We start from the raw sequence: 15,970 nt of genomic DNA on the forward strand, positions 1-15,970 counted from the left end.
AATGATCTCCTCCTTGTATGATTCATTATAATAAGTTAAGATGTCGATTCACATTAAACTATGAACGTATTATTTTAATTAATTTTTGCAATTTAATGAGTTAGTGGAGGTTTACTTCAAATGAAAATTGACGAGATTGATCGGAGGATTTTAGATGAATTAAAGCTGGACAGTCGCCTGTCAATGAGCGAGCTTGGAAGACGAGTGAACCTCTCATCCCCATCAGTCACAGAACGCGTAAGGCAAATGGAATCATTTGGGGTTATTAAGGGTTATACCGTTAATCTTGACTTTGAAAGATTAGGACAACCTATTCAGTGCATGATTGAGGCAACGGTTAAAAATGGAGATTATGATGCTTTTAAACGTTATATTCAGTCTCTTTCAAATGTAGAGTTTTGTTACCGCATTGCAGGTCAGGCTTGCTATATGATGAAGCTGCATTTTGCTAGCTTTCAAGATGCTGAACAATTCATTGAAAACGTAAATCCCTATGCCCGCACAGTGACGCATTTTATATTTTCTGAAGTACCAACGGAAGTTAAGGTAAAAGATGAGTAATAAAAGAAGAGTCCACTTACTTAAGTGAACTCTTCTTTTACTTTTCTTCATATTCGCGATCTAAGATACTCATAAAGAGATCCGTTTCATATTTTCCATTTATAAGTGCGCCTTCACGTTCTATTCCTTCTTTTATAAACCCGCATTTTTCATAGCATCGAATGGCGCGAACATTATATTCAAGCACTCGTAGGTCTACTCTATGTAAGTTAAGTGTTTTAAAAGCAAATTCTAAAACGAGGTTCGTTACCTCTGTTCCTAACCCCTTATTCCATACAGAAGGATCAAACAGCCCAACAGCATAGCGCGCACGGTTGTCTGTTTGATTAACCGTCAATCTTGCCTGGCCAACAAAACGGTTCTGATAAACAACACACCATTCCCATTGATTATTAGCAATGGCTTCAATAAATCGTTTCGCTCTTTCAAAGGTTTTTGGTGTGATATCCACTGCTTCAATGCCATACATTTTTTTCAGCTCGTTGTCTTCTTCAACATTCATGTAATCCCTTAAATCACTTTCAATTGGCTGTCGTAAAAGAACATTCTCTCCATGTATTGTCGGGGCCGTGTTCATCTGATCATCCTCCTGCAATGTCAAGCTGCATGTACTATTTATTGATTCTTCTTAGCTCTTTTCTTCTCCTCTTTTTTTACATGCATTTGCATTCCTGTGTAAACACCGACAGCTATCACAACAACGGCCAATGCACCAAACCATATATACATGAATAAACTAATCAGCAAACTTCCTACCATATCCATCAATTATTCTCCTTTCAAGAAATGTTTTACTCCAATTCATCCTCACTTATCGAGAAGATACTTTCTCCATAAAACCTTCCAGATCTGCTGGAATAACCATTTTGTAGGTTGAGGTCGTTTAATACGCCGTGCTCATTACGAGGAATCCAGCCATAGCTTAGGCTGCTTACGTGAAAGTGTTGTGAGAAAAAGTCATCTGTGCTTTTGGCGTCTTCAACTTCTATATACGAATCAAGAAAAGCTATCCACTCTTCTGGCAGGCGTTCTACACCGTAAGATGCCTCATCAAGATTAGTTTCAATCTGATGCTGCAGCTGGACTCCGGGTGTATAGGTATTTGTTTGATAATAGTCACTTGATCTAAATCCCCTGCGATTCATGAGGTACAAATCGATTTGTGAAAGGTCATTGGCTGGATCAAGATTCCAGGTAACATAGAAGGTGTTCGGGTCGTTAGGATCAAGCTTCCATAAATATGGATCTGACATTGTATTAAATCCTTTCATTTCCCAATTACGTTTCTCCCATATCCAAAAGCTAGTTCCGTAAATTTGATCCTGTGCAAATGGTACAAACACATGTGTATCATCTAAGTAGATCGTATCTAGAATCTCCAATGAGTCAAAACCATATTGTGGTTCATTTATGATGTCGATCATTTCATCTTCTGATAAAAACTCCGACGGGTTTGAAAAGTAGTTATAATATACACTAGCTACAATGACCATAGCTATGATGGCACTAAGTGAGATCCATAGTTTCTTCATCATTCGATTCCCCCGCCCTTCAACACGGAGTCATCCGCTCGGAAATATCTCTGCTCGTCGGGCAACTCAATTAAAATACCTTTTCCATCTCTCTCCACATATAGTATTGCAGGCAGTCCGCTTCCCCATTTCGTATTTGTGCCCGTAAGCATGTATGGAAATTGCTCGTTTTGTTCTGATCGTTCCCCATAGGCTATTTCTTCGTACCAGCTCAAATCTATTAATGATGATTCCTCAAACATAGGGATTTGTCGTTCTAAGCTCTCAATATCTAACGTAACCTCATCTGCCGAGGGATGGGTTGCCATCAATTCAGCATGTTCATAGTTAGCTATAAATGTTGTCAGATCATCTTTCGGGTAAATCAAATTATGTATTGCTAGTGATAAAATCATAACGACAATCGTTACATAATTACTTAAAAATCCAAGCCAGGCAAATGGACGATACCTCTCCCATGCGCCATTTTTTCTCGTTGAGGCATACCAAAGCAGCAGCCATACACCGATAGGTAAAATAGGCAGACTGAGATCGGTGTTCAACATCGTTGTATTAATGTTAAAGCTGATAACCCCTACAAACGCGGCAAGACATGCCTTCCAAAGCTTTAGTGCCTTGTTTTGTTTTTGATAAAAATAATAAATGAAATAAATAAAAATTCCCCACGATAAAACCGTACCAATGAGATCAATCACATTCATCGGTACGTAAAGTGAAACCTCCAAAAATATCCCTCCAACTAAGCAATAATGACTGTGCCAAAAAAAGACACATTTACGATGGTAACATAGATTACTAAACGTTGGAATAAAAGGAAATAGATTTAAGGAAAGGATTTAAAAGTTGGAAAGTGGAACGGAAGTCCTTTTACAAATTGTAGTAAGTTATTGAAGGGTTGTTTGGAATTCTTAAGAGGAGAAGAAGCCTTAAGCCAGAAATGAAACTAAAGCGGACGGGAGTGGGCGGCCGACTCCTGCAGGATTAGAGGGCAGGCTGAAATCCACTGGCAAAGCCGTTAGTTCAGCGCAAGCCTGCGGAAAGCGTCCCCCCAATCCAGGGAGCGACAAGGATTGCTTAACATTAGTAGGAAGAAAGATTTACCTTAGTAGTAAAGTATGTAAGTGGTATCCCTTTTATTTCATGCTCAATCCTTTTCTTTGATATTATCTCTTAACCAGTCGTACTTAATTTTCTCTTTGAAAACTAACTCTTTATTAATATACACTTTGCATTGCAAGCTTACTAAGCCGCCTAACTTCACCTTGATGTCCATCGGTTGATGATCAACTTCAATGGGTGCCTTAAGTGACTGGAAGGGGATGAGAAATGAATACCAAGACGTTCGCTTTCTAGAGTCAACAAGCTTATCGTTTATATATAACTGTTCTTCATTATATTTATTGACGACTTTTATTTGGTAGTCTTTATATGGGATTTCCCATGTCTTATTAAATTCTGTTTTTAATTCTTGCATTAAATCTTCTAATGATTGCTCTTTTCCATTCTCTGCATTTTCTTCTATTTGACTGTTCTGATTCCGAATTTTTCTTTTTCTAATCATGCTAAATAACCATTCAACTAAGAATATGAATACAAACAAGCTTAAAAGCATAATTAAAAAATGATCAAATATAGTACCTTTTGTAATAATTGCATAGTTATAACCAATAACAAAGAAAATCACGACATACATTAAAAACTTAATCACGACAACGACTCCTGCCTTATTTAATTGTTAAAATTATAGATTGTACAACAATATCGTTCCATATATTAGAGTCGTTCCAATCACAATGAACAACCCGATCATGACAAATCCATAAAGAAACCCTTTTCCCATTGAAAATAGATCGAGAAAACTATTTTTAAATCCATCTACGACTCTAAACATTCAAATCCTCCTTCTTATTCATTACGGTTCACTGATCCCCATAGCTAGCAGTAATAATGCAGCTATAACCACAAAAAAGCCATTACCCAGCAGGCTGAAGATAAATAATAAATGACGTCTCTTCAAATACCAAGAAACTGAAGCGAATGCGATTCCAAGAGCAGCAAGCACCCCATATGTTAAGATCACAAAATAAATATCAATAGTTGGTCCTCTATAAACATAATAGATCATGGTGTTTGAAATAACAGGGATCAATGAGCATACATAAAGGATTGTACTTAGTTGTGTTTTCTTCATTTTCCAAGCCTCCTTAAAAGGATAGGAACGGCAATAATAAAAGCAACAATTGTCACTTTTACGAGTGATACTTGTTCAACCATCGGCGTGTGAGTCGATCGATCTGATGAGAAAATCGACCACCAGCTTGGTTCTGGGTATAAGAAGGAGAGGATCACCCAAGAAACAAAGATAACACCTACGAAAAAGGAATAAATTTTCATACGTTTCCCCTCTTAAGGTCCGAATTCAATCAAACCCGTAAATAATGCAACGAAAAGAATAACTAAGTAGATTGGAAATGATAAAGATAGAATGATGGAAAAGATCAATAACGGGCTGCGGCCATATTTTTTCAGCAAGATGCTTGATAACGTAACCCCAATGAACATAAGGGTAATAGAAATCGTATCCCCCCACGCATGACCTGTCATCGTGATTCTGGTAAAAGGAATGAAAACCAGACTGAAGCAAAGAATGCCTGTGATGAATGCAATGAGCTCAAGCCTTTTTTTATTTTGAATATCGATGCTTTTCTCTGGTACCTTTTCCATAAAATACTTCACCTGCCCCTTAACGATTCTATTAATATAGCATAAATTCCCTTAATTGGGATCTAAATATGGTAAAATAAACCTGATCATTCCATTTTATTTTTGTGAGGGTTGGTTCATGACTAATGGTTAACTAACTTACTGATGTCGAATGAAAGGTATAACGATCTTAATAAACCAAATATCTAATATTTCTTAATGAGGTGTTTTTTGAAAAATGTAAATACAATCGCCCTTCTATTGTACTTCACTGCTTTGTGCGCAATCTTTTTCGGGGTTTATGCTCAGGTTCAGTTTGATACATCAAGTGACGGATTGATTTTGCTAGTAAGTGTAGGGAGTTTAGTGGCGGGACTGCTGTTATTAGGAATAGCAGAAATGATTAGACTGCTTTCAAAGATTAGTCGGAAGCTTACTGCTACTAAATAAAAGGAGCTGAGGTGAGAATGTGAGTGCTGTGAATCGTAAAATAATCGGTTATTTGTTTGCTGTATTAGGCTTTTTAATATGGTTGTACGTTTCAAGTCATCACTCAGCTGCTGGATATTGGTGGTCGGTATGGACCTTACCGGAGAAGCATAATGATCCTCATCATATAACCATTATTCTAGACCCAAGCTTCTACGAGATTTCTCCACCGAAAGTAATCATAGGTTCAGCTGTATTTATACTTTTAGGAGTCTTTCTTACGTTGTTGATTCCGAAAAGCCGTCAAAATGCATAATAAAAAAGCTCAGAGTATGAGCTTTTTTATTTTATCATTCATTACTCTGTCTTTTCATTGACCAGCTCGTCAATTTTTTCTCTCATCTGCTCTCTATTTTCTTCATTTGCGTTATACAGTTCATCATACACTTCTTCACCGATATCATAGGCAGCTTGTTGTCTTTCGAGTAAAATATCCCATATTTCAATTGTATGAACTGGAGCGACTTTATCGATATCATTAAGGTATTTAACTAGATCTACCATGTATAAACGTTCGTCCTGAGTTAAAAGGCGCCATTTAACTCGTTCATCCATAATTTCGACAGCTTGTTCGGTACGTGTTGCCTCAATTTCTACTCTAGCGTCGGTTTGAAACATCATCCATGCTTTTGCGAGTTCGGCACTTCGGTCGAGTTCCGCTCTTAACTGTGCTTGATCATTTACCGTAGCAAACGCACTGCCAGAAGCTTGTGCCATTTCTCTTAGCTGCTGCTGCTCGTTTGCAGGCACATCGAAACCAATGATCGAAATAAGCGGTGTCACATCGAGTTCACTTAGATCTTTTACTGCCTGTACAGGATCACCTCCGCACGTATCCATCCCATCACTTACAACTAGCACCATATTTGTTGCATCTTCTGAACCATTTCGATAATCGTCACTTGTCACCTCGATTGCCTTTGCAAGAGGCGTCCAGCCATTAGCCATCACCCCATCGATCGCGCTCGTGAAGCTGCTCTCATCATATGGTTGAAGATCATACACACGGTCAATACCTTCACATGACTTCTCAGGACTTTCTCCTACGTGTCCATAGACTCGAAGCGCCACATTTGCTTGGTCAGGCAGCTCTTCTACAAACCCTTGAATCGCTTCTCGTGCAAGAGTCATTTTATCAATCCCATCGACTTGATCTCTCATGCTGCCGCTTGCATCGAGTAAAATCTCGACATTCAATTCCTTTTCTTCTGGACCTAACTCTCCCTCTTCATTTGGGGCTAAGAAACTTAATTGCTCCCAGCGATTCGCTAATAAGCGAGGGTCGGGATACGCTGGTGATGTTAACGTTGACAAGTGAATGATGTATGTACGAATTTCTTCTGATGTGGCTTCTTCTCCGAGGATAGGGAGTTCTGCCAGTACGTCTTGGAATTCTTCAGACTCTGAAGGATCAACAAGGGCAAATTCACCCACAGGGTATGTGAGCACATCCTCCATAGACTCTGGGACATAAGGGACTTCAGGTTGATTAAATGAATAATCGTTTGTTTTTTGAATACTTTTATCGGTCGTTCCTTCTTCTAATGGTTCACTCTCCTCATTTTCTACAGCTATATCTTGCACTTCGTCCGTTTGTGTTTCAGATGATTCCGTTGAGCAGGCTGCTAACATGCACGCAGCTGCCGTAATCCATACTATTTTTTTCATTCTATATTGTGCCTCCTATATCCGCGCCAACAAGTGTGAAAACTACACACTGATTAGCAGTCACTTTCCACCGTAGATCATACCAAATCTTCATGCCAATCCGAATACATTCGACAAACTTCGATGAAAAGACGGGAGAATGCTCCTATCTATACAAAAAAATCCTAGATCAAAAGTTTGAGAATGTTACATCGTTTTATTAAACCACCATGATACTAAAAAAAGACTGATCACTCCCCAGCCAGTTACCGCCATTATCCATCTAACTACAGGTTCAGGATTTGAACTTTCCCTCTTATCTATTTTCTTTTTTATTAAAATAAGAACCAGCCATCCGCCGAAAAAGAAAAGCAACATAAATGCTAGCAATGGATCCATTGGTTACCCTCTCCTTTGTAAGCTTAAATGAGTTAGTTTTATCTTAGCACTTTAACATTAAATACCATATTGTTTTTAGTGAAATTGTATTTTTAACTATCATTAAAAACCTCTCAGATTAAAGGTTTCTAGAGGTTTCTTAATCGAATAGAAAATGTGTATAAATGAGTTTAGTAATAAAAGAAGAAAGAACATGTATATAAAAAAAGCGAAATCAGGAGCAAAAGCTTTAACCGTATGCCAGGGTACACCAACCAACTCGGTGAGCATAGGAAATAATGCAATAGCTATGAGTAATTGTAAAATACCTGCTATACGCCAGGTAAGGATGTTTTTTATTTCATCTTTTTTTATCTTTACCAAGCTATAGGTAAGCACGAAAAAAACGATAAGATTCAGAGCTGAGATAAGAACCGGAATGATTTGAAACGGTGGATTTACTGGCTCTGGTTGCTCTCCATTTAGAATACGAATAATTCCGTTCCTTAAATTAAGCAAAGAAGCCTCCTCTAAAAAGTGATTCTTGTTTGTAAGGATGACTCCGCCCCATCCTGTATCAGGCAAGAAGAATAATTCTGAGCGTGAATTCGGTGTGGAACCAGAATGCCAGATCATCTCTTCATACGTATCAGGATTTGATACTCTAATGCCTAACCCATAATATCGATCTTCCCCTGTCTGTACATGTGGGTAATTGTATAATTCAATAGCTTCTTCCCTTATAAATTTGTGGTCAGTTTGCTGTAGAAAGGTTATAAATTCAACCATATCGATGGTACTAGCGGTCATATAGCCATAGGGTGCCCCTCCGTGATCATACTTGAGTGGACTTTTAACTGGTATGCCAAACCAAGATTGATAGCCTGATAAGTATCCATTTTTTTCAGCAGTGTTGAAGTCAGCTGCGGCAGCATGCATTCCTAGGGGCGCAAATACACTTTCAGCCATATACTCAGCAAAAGGTTGATTCGTCACCTCTTCAATAAGAGCTCCAAGAATGAGATAGTTGGCATTACTATATTGATGTTTGTCTCCGGGAAATGCAGTAAGTTGTACATTGGCCAATTGTTTTACACGAGCTTTAATTGGATTGACTGTCATTTCTTCCTGATCAGATAATGCTAGCCCATCATAGGTACTAATCCCGCTTGTGTGAATTAATGCTTGCTTGATTGTGATTTGGCGAGCTGGGTCGTCTAGCATGGTAAACCAAGGAAGATGGAGGGTAATAGGGTCATTCAGTTCAATCTCCCCGTCATCCACTAATTTCATCACGGCTAACCCCGTTAGTGATTTACTGATGGATCCTATGGTAAAAGGCGTCTCGTTAGTTATCTCTTCCTCGCTTTCTCCTGTTATTCCCCATGTTTTTGTATAGTAGATTCCTTCTTCATTCGTTAGAGCTATTGAGGCTCCAGGGATTCGATGTTCTTCTATGAATGTATGAAGATAATCATCTAACGCATCTAACTCCTGTTCAGCAAATGCCTGCCCATTAAAAAATGCTAATAAACAAATGGCGAAGTACAGTAAACACCATTTTCTGATCTTTACATTCATTCATTCCCCCCCTCCATTTTCACCTTTGTTTAATTAAACCATTTTATGTAAATTACATCATCATGCTGAGGTCGTTTCTAAGGTACGTCTCTAGGAGGAGATTCTGAATATGAGGAGCTTATGAGGGGTCTTTTGCAGAGTTATTTTTAAAGAGTTTTTATCTTCCAATGATAGGGAAGAATAAGTATGGATAACGGAGGTGTTCACAGTGTTTATCGCATTAGTCTTTTTTTTATTTATGTCATTTTTCTTATCTGGCAGTGAAACGGCATTAACAGCAGTTAATAAAACAAGAGTCCAATCAAGAGCAGAAAATAATGATATAAAAGCTCAAAAGCTTTTAGAGTTAATAACTAAACCGGATCAATTTATCACAGGCATCCTAATAGGTAATAATATTTCAAACATTATGCTCCCTACTCTTGTTACCATTATTGCTATTGAGTATGGAATTAATATTGGTATAGCTACTGGAATCTTAACCGTCGTACTCATTATTTTTGCAGAAGTACTGCCAAAATCGGTCGCTGCCACTTTTTCAACAAGAATTGCTTATATCGTCGCTCCAGTCATTAGGGTGTTAATAGTATTATTTAAACCACTCATTTATCTATTATCAAAATTTACAAATATCGTCATTAACATTCTTTCAAAGGGGAACAATGAAGAAAACGGATTTTCTAAAGAAGAAATCAAAACCATGGTTGACATTGCCTTAACAGAAGGGACTTTTGTTAAAGAGGAATCTCAACGAATTAAGGGAGCAATTGATTTTTATACAAAGGATGTTCGAGATGCACTTAAAACCCCTCGAACAGAAATTGACGGACTTCCTTGCGATGTGACTTTTGAAGATGCGAGACAAATAGTCATGGAAAGTAATTATACCAGGTACCCAATATATAAAGATAATATGGATAATATTGTTGGGGTGTTTCATTCTAAGCTTTTGCTTAAGTGGTCATTAAATCCTTCGATGGAAATAAAAGATTTTATGGATAACTCCCCTCTTTTTGTTACAGAATTTATATCCATCGAGAGAGTGTTCAAAATGATGCTGAAAGAAAAAAAGCACTTAGCTATTGTGATTGATGAATACGGCGGTACGACTGGGATCATTAGTCATGAAGATATTATAGAAGCAATGATAGGGCAAGACATTGAAGATGAGACTGATGATGCGGGAGAAGTGTTAATACAGGAATTAACCGACACGCATATTACATGCAATGGTAAACTAACGATTCGGCGTTTTAATGAAATATTTAAAGCAAAAGTTCCAGAAGAATATGATACAATCTCCGGTTTTATTTACAAAGAACTCGGTCATATTCCTAATGAAGGGGAAACGTTTGAATTCCATCATCTACATTTTGAAGTTAGAGAAATGAACGACAATAAGATAGTCCAAGTAAGAGTAACTAAAAAGCTTAAAACACAGCTTGAGTAGTTCAAACGATAAAGGTGCTATCTAAAATAGATGACAGCACCTTTTTTCCAGAGAATTCATGCCAAACTGTTTAATAATTATAAGTTATATAGATAATCTCTCAGCATTTTCACTGAAGTGACTCCAGTTTTATATAAATTAGTTTGAATAATCATTCCCTTAATCCTGATAGCAGCGTTCATATGTATTCTTCATTAATATACTTTTACATGCCCACCCATTTTCGTGATAAATCTCTTTTTCAATGTTTAACGTGATACTTCGGTCTGATCCTGGATAGTCAGGTTCATCATTTATGATAGAAAGAGTTTTTTCATCCTTCCATTGCATTGAAAAATCGCTTTTCGCATCAGCATAATAAACAATATTGGTCTTATTTTCTTCATGATTAGTCTTTTCAACCCATACATTCACACCACCTACAGCCCCTCCATATGGTTCATAATATGCGTTTACACTATATTTTTCAGAGGGAGAAATGATCGGTCCAGGTCCTTTTTGAGTATATTCATCATTTATTCGATCAAATGAAAAAAAGTAAACCCTATGTATATAGATAGAGAAAAGCAAGACCACTCCTGTTAACGTTGCTATAAAATTTTTTTTCGGAAAAGCCTTACTTTTAACTCGAGAATAAATGAATTGTACAGTTAAAAGTAAAAATAAAGTAAACGTTGTTAGTAAAGTGAAAATGGTGAATAAAATGAGCATGCTTGCCTCCTAAAAATATCAACTGACTAGTTAGTCTTTGTTGTGGATTCCTCGTAACCACTCTTCAATCATTTGCAGAACGAAGTCACGCTTCTCTATATGGAGCATATGACCTGCTTTGTCGATTGCCATAAATGAAGCATGCTGAAATTTATCCATTAACTTAAATTGGTCCCTATACCCACAAATATGGTCTTGCTTCCCGACAATGATTAATACGTTGTGCATTGCCCTTTTAACCTTTGTTAGAGGTATTTTAGAAAATAAATAATGATTCTCTTTCCACTCAGTATTTATGACGTCTTTATTTATAAGCATTCTTCCAGGTTGTATTTCGTCTATAAATCGTTGTGCGTTTACATTGTTTTGATACGTGATTAAAGAGTTATAAGCATTCTTCACATCTGCATTCCATTGCTTAATAATAGATTCGTCTGTACGATCTGAAACCATTTTTTGCATTGGAAGATTTCTTTCTTTTAGGTGCAAAACGGGTGCTAGTAGACATAAACTTTGAACATGATTGATATTATGATCTAAAATTCCTTGTGCGATATATCCTCCAAAAGAGCAGCCAATCAGAGAAAATAGTTGATTACCCAGCTTCATATTAATAAATTCAAGTATATTTTGAAGCATGTCATCGGTTGTCTTTATATGATGAGAGGCGATGCTTTTACCGTGTCCTGGGAGATCTATATAAATTCGTTGAAACCCAGTACTTCTTTTGAACAGTGGTTCTAACCATAGATACATAGAGCGATAGTCAGTACCTAAAGGATGTAGAATTAAGATAGGAGTTCCTTCCCCTTCCTCCTTATAATGAATTGTACCTTTTGAAACAGGACAAATACCCATAATTTCCTCTCCTTATTGCGTGCTTTAACATAAATACCACATTTTCTCAGTTAGCTATAACCTATATTATACATTTAGTGGTAATATAAAGGAATGAATGTTCAGTCAAAAGGAGAATCGTGATGAGTAATCGGTTATATCTTGCAACACAATTTTCAGGGGCTGGATTCTTCATTTTAATGCTGGTCATAGACTTTTTCCCTGCTGTTCCAGTTAGTATGACAGTGGCTGCCTTAGGCGTAGTTTTTTCTATTTTGCTTAGTGTGATTTTCCGGACTAAAGGTAAACCTGTTTTTCAGTCTGCTAAGCAGGAATTGATGTTTATTATCGTAACAAGCGCTGTTTTTTTCGGTTTGTTAGCTTTGCTTGCTATTCTTGGCGGGACATCAGAAAGAGGAATCAGTGTCACAAGCCCAATCCTCTGGGGAGTATTTCTGATTAGCCTTTTTACAGCATATAATCGATATAAAAAAGAAAAAACAACAATCTACATTTCCGAGAGGAGCTCATCAAAATGAGTCGTAAGAAGATCACTGCTCTATGTATAGCGGGCTTGCTAACACTTTTTTCTGCGGGATGCTCAACTGCAGTGTTTCAATCTAATAACAATCCGACAATCAAAGCAGCGCCAAATTCTAATTATGTAGAGGCGTTTGAAGCGATGCATCTAGGAATCTTATTTGATTTTGAACTTTATGTACCTGATGCTGATAAGAGATGGGTGAACCTTTGGGTGGAGAGATATCATATGGGTGAATTAGATCCTGAGCCGCTCACATACCTTTCGTATGGCAGTCATCCTTCAGACAAATCAGAAGGTCCACTAGGTTTTGGGTTGATCAATCCGAATACAGAGGATCCTCTTATCTTCCTTTACGCGCCAGGAGTCAGTATTATTCCCTCATCAATTGAAGAGAAACTTCAAGCTGAGCCTGGGGTGGCGAGTACGTGGGATTATGCCGTATCTGAAGACAAAGCGGAAAATGTGGAGCTGGGTGAAACCGTTCTTTTAGCTGCTTATAGACAGTCTTCTAATGGCTCGATCTCAGGCTTTAATTTTGAAAATGACGAAGATCTAGAACAGATGGTAAAAAAACATTCGACGGTGTTGCTGCTAAAAATGAAGATTGAGGAAGATATAGAGTAAGCAGTACATTTACTTATGCATAATTCTTCCTCTTGTTGAAGAAACTACTCACATATATGTGAAGGAGGTTTTCAACATGTCCACTGGTAAAAGCCATAATCATAAGCGAAAAGGTCATCCGGGTGCCTTTCCTGAAGGCAGCGAAAACGTACAGGCTAAGAATACGGATACTAAAACACCTGAAGAAGAAGGATATTTGTCTACAAAAGAAGCATTTAAAAACCGCGTGACGGAAGAGTGAAATTAGAAGCTGCAGCCTGGGATTGTATGATTTCAGGCTGTTTATGTGTTGGTTTGTTAGTTTATTGCGCGGGTTGCTCGCATAATTGGGCCGTTTGCTGAGCCAGTTAAAAAAGTGCTGCCCACAATGGACAGCACTTTCATTATATAAACAACTGACAAGTACATTTAAACAAAAGCAGCATTTTATAAAACGAATTTGCTAACTTTTAAACGAAATAAGCATTTTCATAAACAAACGGAGCAAATATTTGGAAAATGCTTCTTCCTAGCCACCGGTACTACCCCCGTCTTTCTATCAAATTCATTCCTACTCCCATACATAAGACACCTATGAGCAACAAGAAAGAGATTGGTTCAGCGAGAGCGACGATTCCTCGGTCATAAAGAGCTGCACCTTTCAATGCTTCCATTCCATACAGAATCGGCATGCCTTTTGATAAAGTTAACAGGATATCGTTTGTTACCGCTTCGATTGGCCAATATGCTCCGCCAAGCATCGCCATCCCGCTTGCTACGATGGGTATAATTGCGTTTAACTGCTGTGATGATTTTGAAAGGCCAATTAATAAAATTCCTACTGCTACGATTGTAAATGTGTAGCATGCAATGACAAACAGGATGGTCCCTATTCGATCCCCTAAATCAAAACCAAATCCAAAGATAAACAGGATAAATATTAGGATGATTTGTAAATATCCGATCACAAAGCTGAATGCTAAGTGGCCAAGATACACCTGCCACTTTTTAATCGGTGATATGATTAAACGATCCCACGTTCCAAGCTGCTTTTCATCTACTACATTCATTAAACTATAGATAATCGTATAAATGACAAAGAATAAAGTCATTCCAACTAAAGCATGCACTTGCTCAAATTGATTAGAAGAAGACTGGTCCCCTCCTAATGCTGACGTTTTCACTTGTAACGCAGGCTCCTGCATGTATTCAATAACGTCTGATCGAAACTCCTTATTTTCAAGGGATGAATCTAACTGCTGCAAGCGTAGTTCTTCTCGGTAAACCTTTTGTAGATAAGTTTCAATTGCAAATCGTGAAGGATCTTCCGTTGCTATGACAATCCTGTAGTCATCTGGTAAAAGCTTAAGTGCCAGACTTTCTTCTCCTAATGATACAGATTGTTTGGCTGTATCTTCTTTTACCCAAACAAACTCATAAGCATCGGATTCATTTAAAGTCGTGATCCAAGCTACTTTTTCTTCTTCAGTTAAAGAGTCATCAGCAAAAGTAGAGATTGTTAGCTGGTGATCGCCCGAGGAAAATCCTGCGATAAACGCAACAAAGATGATCGTTAAGACAAAGAAAGAAAGCACTAACATAGGAGATCTTCTAAACCTTTGCCATTGAAGTAAAAAGACAGATTTCATCCTACACGGACCTCCTTTTTGGAAACACAAGAACACTGAGCGCTAATAACACAACAGTGATTATTATGATCCGGAGTAAAAGCGGCCAAACAGCCACCATTCCAAGTCCTTGCATCCACTGCAAGTAAGCCGTTAATGCTGCCCCGTTCGGCGTCCAGTTTCCAATTTCACTAACAATTTCAGGCATTCCTGTGGTCGGGAAAAAGCTTCCTCCTGCAAAGGCAAGGATCGTTACAAGTCCTCCAGCAAATACGTATGACACACTGTCTGTATCCCATTTAGTTGAAAGAGCAGTTAATAATGCGGCAAACCCTCCAACACATAGAGAAAGCAATAATGATATTAATCCCATGCCTGCCCAAAATTCCACTGATTCAAAGGAAAAGGATTGGAATAATAAGGATGATAAACTAAATAAAATCACAAGCTGCAAGAATGATATGACTGTGGCTGCGATTGCTTTTCCACTTAAATAAGCCATTGGTGATGTACCTGAGAGCATAATTCGGTGAAAAACATGCTGTTTCTTTTCTACAAACGCCTTACTTGAAATGGTTGAGCCTACAAATAGAACAAACATGACTGCCATTCCAATTGTGTAGTACTGAAAAGAAGATATCGGTTCCTTTGCCGTAATGGTTTCCACCCCTCCAACCTCGAACGGCTCTGCTTCACTGATTTCTGCGGCACCACTCTCCCCCGCTGCTTGTGCAACGGCCGTCTCAAAATTCAAGGTATCAAGAAAGCTTTCCATCAAATGTTCAAGCACATTTGTTTTCATTGAGTATTCATTTACAGTGATTTCTAATTCACTTCCGCTGTCTTGGTTTATTATTATTTTGTTTAAAATACGGTATGTGAAATTATTTGGTATAGCAATGATTGCATCAACGCTGCCTTCTTTTAATTGCTGTTTTGCAGCAGCTTCGCTTAGCTCGGTGATCTCGATTATTTCTTTCACTTCTTCACTTGAAAACATCTGATGAAGCATTGGAATCGGACTGACTTCAACAGCTGTTGCTCCTAACGTTTCTACTGCCTCATCAGGCAGTCCGCTCGCCTTAAGATCTTCAATAAACTGTGCGATCCCCTCTTCTTCATGATCATTTTGCACAATGGCTACGTTCATGTGCAAGGCTTCCATATCTCCGCCAAGCAGCCCTCTTAATGCAAAGCCGAGAATTGTTAAAAGGATAAACGGCATGGCAAGCAGGACAATTAATTCACTTCGATCGCGGATCAGCACGAGAATATCTTTTTTCAAAAATGTACCCATCATATCCCC

Annotated in this window: 23 protein-coding genes; 7 read left to right on the top strand and 16 right to left on the bottom strand. The window is 38.0% G+C overall.

Annotation, left to right across the window (positions count from 1 at the left end; translation table 11 throughout):
* Positions 1-120: 120 nt before the first annotated feature.
* Positions 121-561 carry an Lrp/AsnC family transcriptional regulator gene (locus A33I_RS06645; RefSeq protein ID WP_022627708.1) on the top strand — a complete coding sequence of 147 codons (441 nt, stop codon included), beginning with the start codon at positions 121-123 and terminating at the stop codon, positions 559-561.
* Positions 562-598: 37 nt separating this feature from the next.
* On the opposite strand, the gene A33I_RS06650 is transcribed toward A33I_RS06645, so the two are convergent.
* The 9 genes from A33I_RS06650 to A33I_RS06680 form a co-directional block, all read right to left on the bottom strand.
* On the bottom strand, positions 599-1,138 hold the full coding sequence (locus A33I_RS06650; RefSeq protein WP_022627709.1) for a GNAT family N-acetyltransferase: 540 nt from the start codon (positions 1,136-1,138) through the stop codon (positions 599-601).
* Between the two features lie 38 nt (positions 1,139-1,176).
* Positions 1,177-1,326, bottom strand: a complete 150-nt coding sequence (locus A33I_RS20805) for a hypothetical protein (protein ID WP_022627710.1) — start codon at positions 1,324-1,326, stop codon at positions 1,177-1,179.
* A 26-nt stretch (positions 1,327-1,352) separates the two neighbouring features.
* Complete coding sequence (locus A33I_RS06655) at positions 1,353-2,096, bottom strand: hypothetical protein (RefSeq protein ID WP_022627711.1); 744 nt, start codon at positions 2,094-2,096, stop codon at positions 1,353-1,355.
* Positions 2,093-2,818 (bottom strand): hypothetical protein, encoded by a 726-nt coding sequence (locus A33I_RS06660; protein WP_022627712.1) that lies wholly within the window; start codon positions 2,816-2,818, stop codon positions 2,093-2,095. The genes A33I_RS06655 and A33I_RS06660 overlap by 4 nt, the downstream gene beginning before the upstream one ends.
* Positions 2,819-3,237: 419 nt before the next feature.
* Complete coding sequence (locus A33I_RS06665) at positions 3,238-3,801, bottom strand: hypothetical protein (RefSeq protein ID WP_022627713.1); 564 nt, start codon at positions 3,799-3,801, stop codon at positions 3,238-3,240.
* Between the two features lie 33 nt (positions 3,802-3,834).
* Positions 3,835-3,984, bottom strand: a complete 150-nt coding sequence (locus tag A33I_RS21065) for a hypothetical protein (RefSeq protein WP_022627714.1) — start codon at positions 3,982-3,984, stop codon at positions 3,835-3,837.
* A gap of 21 nt (positions 3,985-4,005) precedes the next feature.
* Complete coding sequence (locus A33I_RS06670; protein ID WP_022627715.1) at positions 4,006-4,284, bottom strand: hypothetical protein; 279 nt, start codon at positions 4,282-4,284, stop codon at positions 4,006-4,008.
* Positions 4,281-4,487 carry a hypothetical protein gene (locus A33I_RS06675; protein ID WP_022627716.1) on the bottom strand — a complete coding sequence of 69 codons (207 nt, stop codon included), beginning with the start codon at positions 4,485-4,487 and terminating at the stop codon, positions 4,281-4,283. The genes A33I_RS06670 and A33I_RS06675 overlap by 4 nt, the downstream gene beginning before the upstream one ends.
* Positions 4,488-4,499: 12 nt before the next feature.
* A complete protein-coding gene (locus tag A33I_RS06680) occupies positions 4,500-4,817 on the bottom strand; it encodes a hypothetical protein (RefSeq protein WP_022627717.1) in 318 nt (105 codons plus the stop codon).
* Between the two features lie 210 nt (positions 4,818-5,027).
* Here A33I_RS06680 and A33I_RS06685 point away from each other — a divergent pair, with 210 nt between their 5' ends.
* Positions 5,028-5,246, top strand: coding sequence for a hypothetical protein (locus A33I_RS06685; protein WP_022627718.1), 219 nt, complete (start codon positions 5,028-5,030; stop codon positions 5,244-5,246).
* Between the two features lie 28 nt (positions 5,247-5,274).
* Positions 5,275-5,541, top strand: coding sequence for a hypothetical protein (locus A33I_RS06690; RefSeq protein WP_152976449.1), 267 nt, complete (start codon positions 5,275-5,277; stop codon positions 5,539-5,541).
* A gap of 41 nt (positions 5,542-5,582) precedes the next feature.
* Here the strand turns inward: A33I_RS06690 and A33I_RS06695 are convergent, their stop codons facing one another.
* The 3 genes from A33I_RS06695 to A33I_RS06705 all read right to left on the bottom strand — a co-directional run bounded on the left by A33I_RS06695 (position 5,583) and on the right by A33I_RS06705 (position 8,891).
* Positions 5,583-6,953: a vWA domain-containing protein gene (locus A33I_RS06695; RefSeq protein ID WP_022627720.1), complete on the bottom strand. Its 1,371-nt coding sequence runs from the start codon at positions 6,951-6,953 to the stop codon at positions 5,583-5,585.
* Between the two features lie 186 nt (positions 6,954-7,139).
* Positions 7,140-7,331, bottom strand: a complete 192-nt coding sequence (locus A33I_RS06700; protein ID WP_022627721.1) for a hypothetical protein — start codon at positions 7,329-7,331, stop codon at positions 7,140-7,142.
* Positions 7,332-7,433: 102 nt separating this feature from the next.
* Positions 7,434-8,891, bottom strand: coding sequence for a serine hydrolase domain-containing protein (locus A33I_RS06705; protein ID WP_022627722.1), 1,458 nt, complete (start codon positions 8,889-8,891; stop codon positions 7,434-7,436).
* A gap of 208 nt (positions 8,892-9,099) precedes the next feature.
* On the opposite strand from A33I_RS06705, the gene A33I_RS06710 reads away from it, so the two are divergent.
* On the top strand, positions 9,100-10,341 hold the full coding sequence (locus tag A33I_RS06710; RefSeq protein ID WP_022627723.1) for a hemolysin family protein: 1,242 nt from the start codon (positions 9,100-9,102) through the stop codon (positions 10,339-10,341).
* A gap of 159 nt (positions 10,342-10,500) precedes the next feature.
* Here A33I_RS06710 and A33I_RS06715 read toward each other — a convergent pair whose 3' ends face one another.
* Positions 10,501-11,052, bottom strand: a complete 552-nt coding sequence (locus tag A33I_RS06715; RefSeq protein WP_022627724.1) for a DUF5412 family protein — start codon at positions 11,050-11,052, stop codon at positions 10,501-10,503.
* A gap of 30 nt (positions 11,053-11,082) precedes the next feature.
* Positions 11,083-11,910 carry an alpha/beta fold hydrolase gene (locus A33I_RS06720; protein ID WP_022627725.1) on the bottom strand — a complete coding sequence of 276 codons (828 nt, stop codon included), beginning with the start codon at positions 11,908-11,910 and terminating at the stop codon, positions 11,083-11,085.
* A gap of 122 nt (positions 11,911-12,032) precedes the next feature.
* On the opposite strand from A33I_RS06720, the gene A33I_RS06725 reads away from it, so the two are divergent.
* The 3 genes from A33I_RS06725 to A33I_RS21070 all read left to right on the top strand — a co-directional run bounded on the left by A33I_RS06725 (position 12,033) and on the right by A33I_RS21070 (position 13,298).
* Entirely contained in the window at positions 12,033-12,428 is a 396-nt protein-coding gene (locus tag A33I_RS06725) for a hypothetical protein (RefSeq protein WP_022627726.1), read from the top strand.
* Entirely contained in the window at positions 12,425-13,057 is a 633-nt protein-coding gene (locus A33I_RS06730) for a hypothetical protein (RefSeq protein ID WP_022627727.1), read from the top strand. Before A33I_RS06725 ends, A33I_RS06730 begins: the two co-directional genes overlap by 4 nt.
* 76 nt (positions 13,058-13,133) lie before the next feature.
* Entirely contained in the window at positions 13,134-13,298 is a 165-nt protein-coding gene (locus A33I_RS21070) for a hypothetical protein (RefSeq protein ID WP_012958966.1), read from the top strand.
* 280 nt (positions 13,299-13,578) lie between these two features.
* Here the strand turns inward: A33I_RS21070 and A33I_RS06735 are convergent, their stop codons facing one another.
* Positions 13,579-14,685: an ABC transporter permease gene (locus tag A33I_RS06735; protein ID WP_022627728.1), complete on the bottom strand. Its 1,107-nt coding sequence runs from the start codon at positions 14,683-14,685 to the stop codon at positions 13,579-13,581.
* Between the two features lies 1 nt (position 14,686).
* Positions 14,687-15,961 (bottom strand): ABC transporter permease, encoded by a 1,275-nt coding sequence (locus A33I_RS06740; RefSeq protein ID WP_022627729.1) that lies wholly within the window; start codon positions 15,959-15,961, stop codon positions 14,687-14,689.
* Between the last annotated feature and the right edge of the window lie 9 nt (positions 15,962-15,970).

The sequence above is a fragment of the Alkalihalophilus marmarensis DSM 21297 genome (assembly GCF_000474275.2).
GTDB classification, from domain to species: Bacteria; Bacillota; Bacilli; order Bacillales; family Bacillaceae_D; genus Alkalihalophilus; species Alkalihalophilus marmarensis.

Bases quoted from the DNA above. Each gene is read 5' to 3' on its own strand.
- A33I_RS06645 (WP_022627708.1), top strand. From the start codon at position 121: ATGAAAATTGACGAGATTGATCGGAGGATTTTAGATGAATTAAAGCTG.
- A33I_RS06650 (WP_022627709.1), bottom strand. From the start codon at position 1,138: ATGAACACGGCCCCGACAATACATGGAGAGAATGTTCTTTTACGACAG.
- A33I_RS20805 (WP_022627710.1), bottom strand. From the start codon at position 1,326: ATGGATATGGTAGGAAGTTTGCTGATTAGTTTATTCATGTATATATGG.
- A33I_RS06655 (WP_022627711.1), bottom strand. From the start codon at position 2,096: ATGATGAAGAAACTATGGATCTCACTTAGTGCCATCATAGCTATGGTC.
- A33I_RS21065 (WP_022627714.1), bottom strand. From the start codon at position 3,984: ATGTTTAGAGTCGTAGATGGATTTAAAAATAGTTTTCTCGATCTATTT.
- A33I_RS06670 (WP_022627715.1), bottom strand. From the start codon at position 4,284: ATGAAGAAAACACAACTAAGTACAATCCTTTATGTATGCTCATTGATC.
- A33I_RS06675 (WP_022627716.1), bottom strand. From the start codon at position 4,487: ATGAAAATTTATTCCTTTTTCGTAGGTGTTATCTTTGTTTCTTGGGTG.
- A33I_RS06680 (WP_022627717.1), bottom strand. From the start codon at position 4,817: ATGGAAAAGGTACCAGAGAAAAGCATCGATATTCAAAATAAAAAAAGG.
- A33I_RS06695 (WP_022627720.1), bottom strand. From the start codon at position 6,953: ATGAAAAAAATAGTATGGATTACGGCAGCTGCGTGCATGTTAGCAGCC.
- A33I_RS06700 (WP_022627721.1), bottom strand. From the start codon at position 7,331: ATGGATCCATTGCTAGCATTTATGTTGCTTTTCTTTTTCGGCGGATGG.
- A33I_RS06705 (WP_022627722.1), bottom strand. From the start codon at position 8,891: ATGAATGTAAAGATCAGAAAATGGTGTTTACTGTACTTCGCCATTTGT.
- A33I_RS06715 (WP_022627724.1), bottom strand. From the start codon at position 11,052: ATGCTCATTTTATTCACCATTTTCACTTTACTAACAACGTTTACTTTA.
- A33I_RS06720 (WP_022627725.1), bottom strand. From the start codon at position 11,910: ATGGGTATTTGTCCTGTTTCAAAAGGTACAATTCATTATAAGGAGGAA.
- A33I_RS06725 (WP_022627726.1), top strand. From the start codon at position 12,033: ATGAGTAATCGGTTATATCTTGCAACACAATTTTCAGGGGCTGGATTC.
- A33I_RS06730 (WP_022627727.1), top strand. From the start codon at position 12,425: ATGAGTCGTAAGAAGATCACTGCTCTATGTATAGCGGGCTTGCTAACA.
- A33I_RS21070 (WP_012958966.1), top strand. From the start codon at position 13,134: ATGTCCACTGGTAAAAGCCATAATCATAAGCGAAAAGGTCATCCGGGT.
- A33I_RS06735 (WP_022627728.1), bottom strand. From the start codon at position 14,685: ATGAAATCTGTCTTTTTACTTCAATGGCAAAGGTTTAGAAGATCTCCT.
- A33I_RS06740 (WP_022627729.1), bottom strand. From the start codon at position 15,961: ATGGGTACATTTTTGAAAAAAGATATTCTCGTGCTGATCCGCGATCGA.